Genomic DNA, 12,176 nt, shown 5'->3' with positions numbered 1-12,176 from the left:
CGGCGACCACCGAGATCTACACTCTTTCCCTACACGACGCTCTTCCGATCTCGGCAAGCTCGGCAAATGGCGTCGAAACCATCAATGCCTTGTCGCGTGTCGCGTCATTCAGATAATCGGCAAGCCCGCCCGGATAATGCAGAACGGCCTCGGCAGGCACCGGATCATTTTCGGCCAGCAAGGCAGGGTCGCATTGCCACCTGATTTCAACGCCAGCAAACAGATAGGCCTTTGATCGTGCCATCCGGTATAAGGTAGAGGGGCGGAAATGTGCCTTTTCACCAAAGATTTCGGTATCGGGCGTAAAGGTCACTGTGGTGCCACGCCGATTTGGTGCGCCGCCAATTTCTGTCAGAGTCCCTAAAGGTTTGCCACGGGAAAAAGACTGCTGATACAGCTTTTTGTCACGGGCGATTTCAACCATCAGCGCGCTGGATAGCGCATTCACTACCGATGCGCCAACACCATGCAAACCACCAGAGGTCGCATAGGATTTGCCGGAAAACTTTCCCCCCGCATGCAAGGTGGTCATGATCACCTCAACCGCCGATTTATCGGGAAATTTGGGATGATTGCCAGTTGGCATGCCGCGGCCATTGTCACGGATTGACAAGGTGTTGGCCGCTTGAAGATGAAAATCGATCCGGTTGGCATGCCCCGCCACCGCTTCATCCATCGAATTATCCAGAATTTCAGCCGCTAGATGATGAAAGGCGCGTTCGTCAGTGCCGCCAATATACATGCCTGGCCGGTGGCGCACCGGTTCCAGCCCTTCAAGCACCTCAATATTCGACGCATCGTAATTGTCATCAGATGCCGCATTGCCAAACAGGTCAGACATATTCATCTCATATCAGGTTAAAACAGGATGCGGTAGGCCGCCATCTGCAAGATTATCCATGTGTACCGTATGTTGGGATGAATATAAAGGCCTACCGCCATATATTGCGGTCGTGGGGTTAACGTTTTTTTAAAATTTGGTTGCTATTCTGAATGCGAAAACAAATTTCAGGGGGACTAAATGTCATTTAAGCAACAATTTGGTGCCGTGGCGGCATTATTTATATTGGCCGGGTGTGCATCTGAGTCAGCCAGCATTGATATTTCCGGTTATGCACCAGTGATCGATGTCAAAGGGCAGGGCTATGATGTAGCTACATATCATCAGGATCTGGATGAATGCCGGATGTTGGGAATGCGGGTGCAGGCAACTTATGAAGCACAACGCAAAAAGGAAATTGAGGAAGCCCAGAAATCGGCACTGATTGGCGCATTGGCTGGAGCCGTGATTGGACAAGTTGTTGGTGATACAAATGATTATCACACTGGCCGTTCGGCAACTGCAGGGGCAATTTATGGCGGTGCGATTGGCGCGGCGTCAGGTGCCAGTAACATTGACTATTCAAGAACTATTGCCAAATTTGGCCCAACGGGAGTTGTTGACAGATGCATGAATGACCGAGGCTATAAAATCCTATCTGCCGAAGGCTTTGGCGGGGGGTGATGCTAATGTGCAAGTTTGTAAGTCTGTCTAAAGTTATTGTGATAGGTTTGGTTGCTTTTTCGAGTTCGGCAATCGCTGAGGTATCTATCCAGACATATAAAGATTGGCAAGTTAGGTTGATCGTTGATGATTTTACCGATGAGGAGAGGGTTGTCCTAAACACAATTGTCGATGATGTTGAAGATGATTTTTCACGAAAACGTGGAATTGTTCTCATTGGTTCACAGACTATGCAGCAGAAAACAAATGACATGCTTGTGATCAAATGTGACAAGGCAAATACCAAGCCTTATGTCGTTATTCTTACCAACAAGAAAATAAACGGTGATGGCACGCGCAATATTGAATATCGAGTGGATAAAAGGTCACCACAAAAGACATTAATGAAAACCAATGAGAACTATTTGATGCTGTATAATCATCGAAAAGCTAGCCAGTTTATAAATAACATTAGATCAGGAAAACGGCTCATTGGTCGCTCTAGTGATAGAGAGGCAGGATATATCAACTTCAAAATTCCAATTGAAGGGTTCAGTGATATTGAAGATGAACTATATCGATATTGCAAACCATATTAGGAAGTGTTTCTTAAACAAAGGCTTCCAATTCAGATATTTGTGATAACAGGAAATTGGGTGTCGGCAATCAACTACACTAGATCACACCTGCCACGTTTTTTTCAATTGCTTCTGCGAGATGTTCGCCTTGAAACCTAAAGTTCAATCGGTCGCTCTCAAGGTCTGTCTTGTTACGTTTGTCAGGTAATGAGCAAATTGCGCTGTTAACACCGACGAAATACTCAACTTTGCTTTTTCCTGATCGGCTTATAGCTAGGGTGTCACCATGTCCTGAAACCGCGTTTATCTTTCCAAGTTGATATTCTAGACTTCTCGATGATCCGAAGAAAACCAGTCGTTTGGACGTGATGGATAATTCTCCAATATCCAACTCTTTAATTTCTTCTTCGGATGCCGACTGGAACCCTCCAGTTCTAAGCCAAATGCCCCGAGCAACTCTCAATGAGATACCCTGACTTACACCTTTGCGTCGGACAACCCTCTCTTCGCAATATGAGACTGAGGGAAGGGAAAATATCAGTTTTTCGTTTTTCTTTAAGATTAAACTGGTTTCGAAATGATGAGCAATATTTCCCTGTGCGAGATGGTCTAGGATTTCGTGTTTTTCTTCCTCACTCAGTAGGCCAGAGTCATCATTATGACTATCGTCCAATTCCTGCTGTGAGTTAGAAAAAATCACTTTGAGCAACATGACGCAAAAAATTACTATTCCCGCAAGTAGTAGCTCTTCCATAAAAACTGCTCCATTTTGTGTTTGGTTTGTTGATAAAAACACAAAAAGGTTAATTTTTAGTTTTACCCAAACAAAAAACCCCCGGAGCGCGTAAGCGATCCGGGGCTTTCGTTCAGGTTGTTTATTCTGCGTAGGGCAGAAATTAGTATGAGTAATACATCTGGAATTCGACTGGATGCGGTGTGTGCTCCAGCGCGATGACTTCTTCCATCTTCAACTCGATATAGGCATCGATCTGATCGTCGGTAAACACGTTACCCGCGGTCAAATAGGCGCGGTCAGCGTCAAGTGACTCAAGGGCTTCGCGCAATGATCCGCATACTGTCGGAATCTGCTTTAGCTCTTCGGCAGGCAGGTCATATAGATCCTTGTCCATGGCATCGCCCGGATGAATCTTGTTCTGAATACCGTCAAGGCCAGCCATCAGCATAGCCGAGAACGCCAGATACGGGTTCGCGGTGGCATCCGGGAAACGGACTTCGACGCGCTTGCCATTTGGCGAATTCACATGCGGAATACGGCATGATGCAGAGCGGTTCTTTGACGAATAGGCCAAAAGCACAGGTGCCTCATAACCCGGGATCAGGCGCTTGTAGCTGTTGGTTGACGCGTTGGTGAAAGCGTTCAGCGACTTGGCATGTTTGATGATGCCGCCGATGTAATAAAGTGCGCTTTCAGACAGATCAGCATAACCATTGCCAGCAAATAAAGGCTTGCCATCTGACCACAGTGACTGGTGCACATGCATGCCCGAGCCATTATCGCCAGCGATCGGCTTTGGCAGGAAGGTTGCGGTCACGCCATAGGCATGGGCAACCTGATGCACGGCATATTTATAAAGCTGCATATTGTCAGCTGTTTCCAGCAAGGTGCCGAATTTCACACCAAGCTCATGCTGTGACGGTGCCACTTCATGGTGATGTTTTTCAACTTTAACACCCATGCCAGCCATAACGGTCAGCATTTCGCCGCGAATGTCCTGGCCACTATCAAGCGGGGGTACCGGGAAATAACCACCTTTAACGCCAGGGCGATGCCCCATATTGCCTTCAGGGTAATCGGTGGCACTGTTGTAAGGGCCCTCGACCGAGTCAACCTGATACATGGCACGGTTCATTGATACGTCGATTTTAACATCTTCAAAAATGAAGAATTCGGCTTCTGGACCAAAAAAAGCGGTATCGGCAATGCCAAGACCCTCCATATGAGTCAAAGCGGCTTTGGCTGTACTACGTGGGTCACGTGAATAGGCTTCGCCTGAACCTGGCTCAAGCACGTCGCAGAACAGTGCCAAAGTTGGCTGGGCAAAGAATGGGTCGATATAAGCACGATACAGATCTGGCATCAAGGTCATGTCAGACTCATTGATGGCTTTCCAACCCCCGATTGACGAACCGTCGAACATAAAGCCTTCGGCCAAAGTTTCTTCGTCAATTGTGTCAATGTGCTGGGTTACGTGCTGCATTTTACCGCGCGGGTCAGTAAAGCGAAGGTCAACGTAGGTAATATCATTTTCACGGATCATTTCCATGATAGCTTTTGCGTCAGACATACTGGTATCCTTTCATGTCTTTGGGTCATTTGCCTGTGGATTGTCATAAGGCAAAATTGGTTTTGATCCGGCGAGATAGCCCGCCGGCGTTTCAATTAGGGTTAAACAGCGTCGCCGCCACGTTCACCGGTACGGATTCGGATGGCTTCGTCGATTGTCGAAATAAAGATTTTGCCGTCACCGATACGTCCGGTCTGGGCAGCTTGCTGGATGGCATCAACAACACGCTCAAGCATGCTATCTTCGATTACCACTTCGATTTTTACCTTGGGCAGAAAATCCACGACATATTCAGCACCGCGGTATAATTCTGTATGTCCTTTTTGGCGGCCAAATCCTTTGGCTTCAAGCACGGTTATGCCCTGAATGCCAACCTCATGGAGCGCTTCCTTAACCTCGTCCAGCTTGAACGGTTTAATAATCGCTTCGATTTTTTTCATAATGCAGCTTTCGGTTTTCAACCTGCCAATATGATCGGCTTGTTGGTATGTTTGTCAGTTAGTTACGTATCTGTAATCTGTTTTACAAATGCATCCAGATCATCACCCACACAAATCACAATCTTAGTTTAACATGATCATAACAAGACCAGCGTTAGCCGTGACAGGTGCGTGATAGCTGATTTTAAGGAAAATGCCACTACAATAAGCAGGTTGCTTAAATTTTGTGCAAAGTTGGCTTTGGAGGCATCACCTAAGCTTTAGGTGAATTTGCGGAAAAAGCGTGTGCGATCAAACATATCTTCAAGGTTTTCCATGCGTGTGCGCGTGTTTGGCCAGATTCGCTCTTGAATTTCGGCAATCATAATCTCAAGCAATAGAAGATTAGTGACTGACGAATCCCATGCTGATGGCACAGCGATCTGGTTGGTAAAGCTGTATGTGGCAAATTTACCTACGGGCGATCCCCATTGATCGGTGAATAGGACAATTTTGGCGCCTTTTTCAGCCGCGATCTCGGCAAGTTTCAAAGTGCTGGTTTCATAGCGTCTGATGTCGAAAATAATCACAACATCATTTTCATTCACATCAAGTAGATAATGTGGCCATGCGTTTGAAATTGACTGGATATGCGTCACATCAGGTCGGATGACCTGAAGATGCAGAAACATATAATCAGCCAAAGCCCGTGTTATACGTCCCCCAACGATAAATACCCGGCGTTTGGTATCTGCAACAAGCGCGCATGTTTGGTCAAAGGTTTCGGTATCAAGTTGGCCAAGTGATTGGCTGATATTGCTGATAACCGCGTCGGTAAAACGGTTCAAGATATGCCCAGTTGGTGCTTTTTCGGCCCATGTTTCGCGTTTGGTAATCGGATCGGAAATCTTGGCCTCAATTTCCATGCGGAGGGCTGCCTGAAAATCGGGAAAGCCAGAATAATTGAGCTTTTGAACCATGCGGGCAACGGTTGGTGTTGACACATCCGCACGTTTGCCAAGCGTGGTGATCGTCCCAAGACCCGAAGCCGGATAATTTTCCAGAATACAGGATGCAAGCTGTCGCTCGGCGCGTGTCAGATTGTCAAACTGGCTTTTGAGTCGCTCAGCTACGGTGAGATAATCAGTGGTCACATTCTGCCTCCAAATGTAAATTACAACACATTGTAGGTAGATATGAAGAAATTTTTTCAGTAAATTTCTTGACAGGTTGCATGAAGATGAAGAATTATCTTCATACAGGAGTTGCGCAATGGTTTTGCCCAATAACATTTTTGCAAAAGATGCCATGCAGGCTGCCACGTTGGTAAACCCGCAAGCGACATCGTCTGTGCTTCTTGTTTGTGAGCATGCGTCAAATTTCATTCCAGCTGACTATGCGATGCTGGGTCTGCCAGAGGATGCCAAGCAAAGCCATATTGCATGGGATCCGGGTGCACTGGAACTATCCTGTCATCTTGCTGATTTGCTTGATGCGCGTCTGGTGCATAGCAATATATCGCGGCTCATTTATGATTGTAACCGTCCTCCCAAGGCGCTTGACGCGATGCCCGCGTCAAGCGAGGGCAGGGTGATTCCGGGCAATGAGAATATCGACGACAATGAACGAGCGCGGCGTATTGCGTGGTTTTATGATCCTTTTAAGACATTGTTGGCTGATACAATTGCATCGATGCCAGATAAGCCGATTCTGGTCACGATTCACAGCTTTACACCAATTTATAATGGTCAAGCACGTGATGTTGAATTTGGTATTCTGCATGATAGTGACAGCCGCCTTGCCGATCTCATGCTTGAACATGCATCAACTCATACAAAGCTGAATGTTATGCGCAATAAACCCTATGGCCCACAGGATGGCGTTACGCACACGCTAAAGCAACATGGCGTAAACAATGGCTGTCTGAATGTGATGCTGGAAATCAGTAACGTGCTTTTGAGTAGTGATTCCAAACAGAAAGAGATTGCCAGCATGATTGCGGCTTTACTTAGTGATGCCCTTGGCAAACTTGATAAAAATGAGGTGGCCGCATGAGGGGGAGTATTGCTGTTATTCTGGCCAGAGATGACGTTTGTTTGTGATGAATTGGTCTTAAGTGACCGCAAACACGATGTTGAAAATTAAGTGACTTTGAAAATATTTAACAACCAAAGAGGAGAAGAAAATGAAGAAAATTACCAAAAGACAATTTCTAGGTGGTTCGGCTGTTGTTGGCGCAGCAGCCACGTTGGGCGCTCCGGCGATCCACGCGCAACAGGCCATCAAATGGCGTTTCCAAACTTATGCGGGAGCGGCACTAGGTGAGCATGTAACAAAGCCGGTTATTGACAAGATCAATGAAGCTGCCAAAGGCGAGCTTGAAATTGAGCTTTATTATGCCGATCAGCTGGTGCCAACTGGCGAATTGTTCCGTGCTTTGCAGACGGGTACCATTGACGCTGTTCATTCGGATGACGATTCAATGGCATCTCCAGCTGAAGTGCGTGTGTTCGGTGGATATTTCCCAATGGCAACACGTCATGCACTGGATGTACCAGTTCTGTTTAACCAGTATGGTCTGGCAGATATCTGGACCAAGGCCTATGAAAAGGTTGGCGGCGTTAAGTGGCTGTCAGCCGCAGGTCAGGACCCGTGTAATTTTAACACAAAGAAAGAAATCACCAGCCTTGCCGATCTTGATGGTCTGAAGCTTTACACCTTCCCGACTGCTGGTCGTTTCCTGAGTCAGTTTGGTGTTGTGCCAGTATCGATTCCTTATGAGGATACTGAAGTGGCGGTTCAGACAGGCGAGCTGGACGGCATGTCATGGTCAGGTATCACCGAAGATTATACTGTTGGATGGGCGGATGTTACTGACTACTTCCTGACCAACAATATTTCAGGTGCTTGGATTGGATCGTTCTTTGTCAATGAAAAGCGTTGGGCTGATCTGCCGGAGCATCTGCAAAGTGTAGTCATGTCGGCAATTGAGAGTGGACATCATTACCGTAATCAGTGGTATTGGGGTGGTGAAGCCAAGCTAAGGGCAACAGGCACCAAGCTTCAGCTTCGCTCTATTCCACAGAATGAATGGCGCCAGGTTGAAGATGCTGCCGATAAATTCTGGCAAGAAATCTCAGAAACTGGAGAAACCGCCGAAAAGATTGTTAATATTTTCCGTGATTATCGGAAAGTTATTAATTCGGCCGGTATTCCATATTCGTTCTCATAAAATATCTGCTACGCTCACTAAGTCTGCATTGTCAGGCTTAGTGAGTTTTTCATTATCTAAGGTCAGAGCCAGTGCATCTACTCCATTCTTATGTCGCGACGATAGACAAGCTGAATTATAGGTTTGGCCGTTTTGCGATGTATCTGTTGCTGGTCATGCTGGCTATTTTATTCTGGTCATCTATTTCAAAAGTATTTTTCCGCCCTTCGCTATGGACGCTTGAGTTAGCGCAGTTTGTCATGGTCGGTTATTATATGATTGGCGGCCCATATTCGATCCAGATGGGCAGTAATGTGCGCATGGATCTGATCTATGGGCGCAAAAGCGATTACGAAAAGGCATGTATTGACGCGATCACCGTCATTTGTCTTTTCGTGTTCTTATGTTTTCTTTTATATGGTGGCATTAACAGCCTGTCCTATTCATTACAATTTAGCGAACGAAGCTATTCAGCGTGGCAACCCTATATGTGGCCGGTCAAACTGGTCATGGTCGTAGGGATTGTTTTGATGTTACTACAATCCGTTGCAGAGTTTTTCCGTGACATTATCAAAATCAAATCATTAAAAAATGACGCATCAAAGCATGATTCATCAGATCATGTGGGAGACGCATGATGTCTTACGAAGCGATTGCCATATTAATGTTCTCGTCGATGATGTTGTTGTTGATGACCGGGCAACGGGTTTTTGCCGCGATCGGGTTTGTAGCTGTTGTTTCGGCCTTCTTCCTTTATGGCACTGGTGGGTCGGAGCTTGGGTTTACCGCGTCGATGAAATTGATGAAATGGTACCCGCTATTGACGCTGCCGATGTTTGTTTTCATGGGCTATGTGATGTCGGAAAGCCGTATCGCCGATGATCTGTATCGCATGTTCCATGTCTGGATGGGCCCCATAAACGGTGGCCTAGCAATAGGCACAATTGCCCTGATGGTATTGATTTCGGCGATGAATGGTTTGTCAGTGGCGGGCATGGCCATTGGTGCAACGATTGCCTTGCCGGAATTGCTGAAGCGTAACTATGACAAATTAATGATTACGGGTGTCATTCAGGCTGGATCATCATTGGGTATTCTGGTGCCGCCGTCGGTTGTGCTGGTATTATATGCGATGATTGCGCGTCAGCCTGTCGGGCAATTATGGCTTGCGGGTGTGTTTCCTGGATTGCTGATGGCATTTCTGTTTATTGTCTATGTTGCGGTCAGATGCCGGTTGCAACCGCATCTGGGGCCTGCGCTGAAAGACGACGAACTGAATATCCCAATGGCTGAGAAAATGCGTCTGTTGCGGGCAGGTTTGCTTCCGGTCTTTATTTTTGTGACGATGATGGTTCCGTTTGTAAATGGCTGGACCAGTCTGGTGGAAAGCTCGGCTCTTGGTGCCGTATCGGCGTTTGTCGTCGCGTGCCTTCGTGGGCGGATGTCGCGCGAGGTTTTTGAAAATTCAATGCGCAAAACATTGGGTATTTCATGCATGTTCATGTGGATCATTCTGGCGGCCCTGGCTTTTGGTGCGGTCTTTGATGGGTTGGGTGCCGGACGCGCATTGGAAAATCTATTTGTTGGTCAGCTAGGTTTGAACCCACGGGTGATTATCATTCTGATGCAATTATCTTTTTTGCTGATGGGGACGTTTCTGGATGATACGGCGATGCTGGTTATTGTGGCGCCGCTTTACGTGCCGCTGGTCAAAGCTTTGGGATTTGATCTTGTGTGGTACGGGGTGCTTTATACAATTACCTGTCAGATTGCCTATATGACGCCGCCATTCGGGTATAATCTGTTTTTGATGAAAGCGATGGCACCGCCTAGTATCAGCATCATTGATATTTACCGGTCGGTCATCCCATTCGTATTCGTGATGGTGTTGGCTCTGATTATGGTCATGGTGTTTCCAGAAATTGCGCTGTGGTTACCAGACTATGTCTATAATAAATAAATCGATCACTATGCCAGTCTGATTGTGTGGCATTTGAAAAGGGAATAACAGCTTATGAAACCTAATCTATCCTTTGACGCGTTAAAAAAGCAGGTTGCCGACGGACAAATTGATACAGTCATTGCCGCCTTTCCAGATATGCAGGGACGTTTGATGGGTAAACGGTTTCATGCGCAATATTTTGTCGAAACCGCATGGGAAGAAACGCATTGCTGTAATTATCTTGTCGCGACCGACATGGAAATGGAGACAGTCGAAGGCTATAAGTCAACAAGCTGGGAGTCTGGCTATGGTGACTACATTATGCGCCCCGATATGGATACGTTGCGCTTGACACCTTGGCTTGATGGAACGGCATTGGTGCTGTGTGATCTGCTGGATCATCATACGCATGATCTGGTGCCGCATGCGCCGCGTTCGGTATTGAAAAAACAGCTGGCAAGACTGGCCGATTACGGGCTGAAAACAGCCAGTGCGACCGAACTGGAATTTTTTGTGTTCCGTGAAAGCTTTGATGCGATGCGCGACAAAGGCTATCGCGACATGACCCCGATCAGCGCCTATAACGAGGATTATCATATTTTCCAGACCACCAAGGAAGAAGGACTGATGCGCCAGATCCGGAATGGGTTGTTTGGTGCAGGTGTGGCGGTTGAAAACACCAAAGGCGAGGCCGATGCCGGTCAGGCGGAAATAAATATCCATTATTCGGATGCTTTATCGATGGCGGATACGCATGTGCTGGTCAAAAATGCGGTAAAGGAAATCGCCTTTTTAAATGACCGCGCGGTAACGTTTCTGGCCAAATGGCATCATGATGCGGCAGGGTCTTCCAGCCATATTCACCAGTCATTATGGACCGAGGATGGTAAGCCAGCCTTTTTTGATGAATCCGCTCCAAATGGCATGTCCGAATTGATGCAACATTATCTGGCGGGTTTGCTTGCCCATGCTAGTGAAGTTACCTACTTCCTGGCGCCTTATATCAATTCCTACAAGCGCTTTGCCAAAGGCACCTTTGCACCGACTAAGGCGATTTGGTCTGTTGATAACCGTACCGCGGGCTATCGTGTGGTGGCACCCGATACCAAAGGTGTGCGCGTTGAATGCCGTGTTGGTGGATCGGATCTGAATCCGTATCTGGCATTGGCGGCACAGCTAGCCGCCGGACTGGCAGGAATTGATGCCAAACACAAGCTAGAGCCAGAATTTAACGGTGATGCCTATAATGCCGAGTCAGCACGGTCGATCCCTGAAACCCTGCGTGAAGCCACGGCCGCGCTTGATGGGTCGCATATGCTACGTAGCGCAATGGGTGACGATGTGATCGATCACTATGTCCGCGCCGCACGCTGGGAACAGGAAGATTTTGACCGCAAAGTGACGGATTATGAAGTTGCCCGTGGATTTGAACGAGGCTGACATGTCATCATATCTGAAATGTATTTCACCGATCGACGGATCGATTTATACCGAGCGCCCCCTGATGGAAAAGGCGTCAGCCTTTGCGGCTGTCAAACGCGCCAAGCAAGCCCAGAGGGCATGGGCAGCGCGCCCGCTTGACGAACGGGTGGCGATTATCCGCGATGCGGTAGAGCATATTGGTGAGATGAATGACGACATTATCCCTGAACTGGCATGGCAGATGGGACGTCCAGTACGCTATGGCGGTGAATTTGGCGGCTTTAACGAACGGGCCAGCTATATGGCCGATATTGCCGCACAGGCGCTTGCCCCCATCACAATTGAGGATAGTGACAGCTTTACACGCTATATTAGGCGCGTACCGCATGGCGTCGTGCTGGTCATTGCCCCTTGGAATTATCCCTATATGACAGCGATCAATACGGTAGCGCCAGCCTTGATTGCAGGTAATGCGGTGATGTTGAAACATGCGTCGCAAACGCCGCTAGTAGGTGAAAGGCTGGCACAGGCGTTTCACGCCGCCGGCATACCCGAAGATGTGTTTCAGAATGTGTTTTTAGGGCATGATGTGACAGCTGAACTGATCGCGGCCAAATCGTTCGGCTTTGTCAATTTTACCGGTTCGGTAAGCGGGGGCAGACATATTGAAACAGCGGCGGCAGGTACCTTTACCGGGCTGGGCCTAGAACTTGGCGGCAAAGACCCTGGCTATGTTATGGAAGATGCCGATCTGGATGCGGCGGTCGATACATTGATTGATGGTGCGATGTTTAATTCGGGGCAATGCTGTTGCG

The 12,176-nt window shown here is 47.6% G+C and carries 12 protein-coding genes and 1 pseudogene; 8 read left to right on the top strand and 5 right to left on the bottom strand.

All coding sequences use genetic code 11. The features are described 5' to 3' along the window. Positions 1-103 precede the first annotated feature (103 nt). Positions 104-841: pseudogene (locus tag ABNT28_RS07525) on the bottom strand (ATP-binding protein); the annotation flags it as partial. 180 nt (positions 842-1,021) lie between these two features. Here ABNT28_RS07525 and ABNT28_RS07520 point away from each other — a divergent pair. Together ABNT28_RS07520 and ABNT28_RS07515 are read left to right on the top strand one after the other, a co-directional pair. Further along, positions 1,022-1,504, top strand: a complete 483-nt coding sequence (locus ABNT28_RS07520) for a YMGG-like glycine zipper-containing protein (RefSeq protein ID WP_332924429.1) — start codon at positions 1,022-1,024, stop codon at positions 1,502-1,504. 5 nt (positions 1,505-1,509) lie between these two features. Then, positions 1,510-2,082 carry a hypothetical protein gene (locus ABNT28_RS07515; protein ID WP_332924430.1) on the top strand — a complete coding sequence of 191 codons (573 nt, stop codon included), beginning with the start codon at positions 1,510-1,512 and terminating at the stop codon, positions 2,080-2,082. Positions 2,083-2,158: 76 nt separating this feature from the next. Here the strand turns inward: ABNT28_RS07515 and ABNT28_RS07510 are convergent, their stop codons facing one another. From ABNT28_RS07510 to ABNT28_RS07495, 4 genes are all read right to left on the bottom strand, one after another. Continuing rightward, positions 2,159-2,815: a hypothetical protein gene (locus ABNT28_RS07510; protein WP_332924431.1), complete on the bottom strand. Its 657-nt coding sequence runs from the start codon at positions 2,813-2,815 to the stop codon at positions 2,159-2,161. A 142-nt stretch (positions 2,816-2,957) separates the two neighbouring features. Beyond that, a complete protein-coding gene (gene glnA, locus ABNT28_RS07505) occupies positions 2,958-4,367 on the bottom strand; it encodes a type I glutamate--ammonia ligase (protein WP_348721309.1) in 1,410 nt (469 codons plus the stop codon). Positions 4,368-4,468: 101 nt separating this feature from the next. Beyond that, positions 4,469-4,807 carry a P-II family nitrogen regulator gene (locus tag ABNT28_RS07500; RefSeq protein WP_013044980.1) on the bottom strand — a complete coding sequence of 113 codons (339 nt, stop codon included), beginning with the start codon at positions 4,805-4,807 and terminating at the stop codon, positions 4,469-4,471. 260 nt (positions 4,808-5,067) lie between these two features. Continuing rightward, a complete protein-coding gene (locus ABNT28_RS07495) occupies positions 5,068-5,940 on the bottom strand; it encodes a MurR/RpiR family transcriptional regulator (protein ID WP_332924433.1) in 873 nt (290 codons plus the stop codon). A 118-nt stretch (positions 5,941-6,058) separates the two neighbouring features. On the opposite strand from ABNT28_RS07495, the gene ABNT28_RS07490 reads away from it, so the two are divergent. From ABNT28_RS07490 to ABNT28_RS07465, 6 genes are all read left to right on the top strand, one after another. Continuing rightward, positions 6,059-6,841 carry an N-formylglutamate amidohydrolase gene (locus tag ABNT28_RS07490; RefSeq protein WP_348721307.1) on the top strand — a complete coding sequence of 261 codons (783 nt, stop codon included), beginning with the start codon at positions 6,059-6,061 and terminating at the stop codon, positions 6,839-6,841. A gap of 130 nt (positions 6,842-6,971) precedes the next feature. Then, a complete protein-coding gene (locus tag ABNT28_RS07485; protein WP_332924435.1) occupies positions 6,972-8,018 on the top strand; it encodes a twin-arginine translocation signal domain-containing protein in 1,047 nt (348 codons plus the stop codon). Between the two features lie 71 nt (positions 8,019-8,089). Next, positions 8,090-8,635 (top strand): TRAP transporter small permease subunit, encoded by a 546-nt coding sequence (locus ABNT28_RS07480; RefSeq protein WP_332924436.1) that lies wholly within the window; start codon positions 8,090-8,092, stop codon positions 8,633-8,635. Further along, the gene (locus tag ABNT28_RS07475) at positions 8,635-9,957 is read left to right on the top strand and encodes a TRAP transporter large permease subunit (RefSeq protein WP_348721311.1); all 1,323 of its coding nucleotides are present in this window, start codon (positions 8,635-8,637) and stop codon (positions 9,955-9,957) included. Before ABNT28_RS07480 ends, ABNT28_RS07475 begins: the two co-directional genes overlap by 1 nt. Positions 9,958-10,011: 54 nt before the next feature. Beyond that, positions 10,012-11,379, top strand: a complete 1,368-nt coding sequence (locus ABNT28_RS07470; RefSeq protein WP_332925012.1) for a glutamine synthetase family protein — start codon at positions 10,012-10,014, stop codon at positions 11,377-11,379. A 1-nt stretch (position 11,380) separates the two neighbouring features. Continuing rightward, a partial coding sequence (locus ABNT28_RS07465; protein WP_348721310.1) for an aldehyde dehydrogenase family protein occupies positions 11,381-12,176 on the top strand: 796 nt, incomplete at its 3' end.

Origin of the sequence: uncultured Candidatus Puniceispirillum sp., assembly GCF_963979125.1 — a bacterium.
Taxonomy (GTDB): domain Bacteria; phylum Pseudomonadota; class Alphaproteobacteria; order Puniceispirillales; family Puniceispirillaceae; genus Puniceispirillum.
Note: the sequence above shows the minus strand (reverse complement) of the source record. Positions and strands in the feature narration are given on the sequence as shown.

Excerpts from the sequence above, each read along its gene's own strand:
- ABNT28_RS07520 (WP_332924429.1), top strand. The coding sequence starts at position 1,022 with ATGTCATTTAAGCAACAATTTGGTGCCGTGGCGGCATTATTTATATTG.
- ABNT28_RS07515 (WP_332924430.1), top strand. The coding sequence starts at position 1,510 with ATGTGCAAGTTTGTAAGTCTGTCTAAAGTTATTGTGATAGGTTTGGTT.
- ABNT28_RS07510 (WP_332924431.1), bottom strand. The coding sequence starts at position 2,815 with ATGGAAGAGCTACTACTTGCGGGAATAGTAATTTTTTGCGTCATGTTG.
- glnA (WP_348721309.1), bottom strand. The coding sequence starts at position 4,367 with ATGTCTGACGCAAAAGCTATCATGGAAATGATCCGTGAAAATGATATT.
- ABNT28_RS07500 (WP_013044980.1), bottom strand. The coding sequence starts at position 4,807 with ATGAAAAAAATCGAAGCGATTATTAAACCGTTCAAGCTGGACGAGGTT.
- ABNT28_RS07490 (WP_348721307.1), top strand. The coding sequence starts at position 6,059 with ATGGTTTTGCCCAATAACATTTTTGCAAAAGATGCCATGCAGGCTGCC.
- ABNT28_RS07485 (WP_332924435.1), top strand. The coding sequence starts at position 6,972 with ATGAAGAAAATTACCAAAAGACAATTTCTAGGTGGTTCGGCTGTTGTT.
- ABNT28_RS07475 (WP_348721311.1), top strand. The coding sequence starts at position 8,635 with ATGTCTTACGAAGCGATTGCCATATTAATGTTCTCGTCGATGATGTTG.
- ABNT28_RS07470 (WP_332925012.1), top strand. The coding sequence starts at position 10,012 with ATGAAACCTAATCTATCCTTTGACGCGTTAAAAAAGCAGGTTGCCGAC.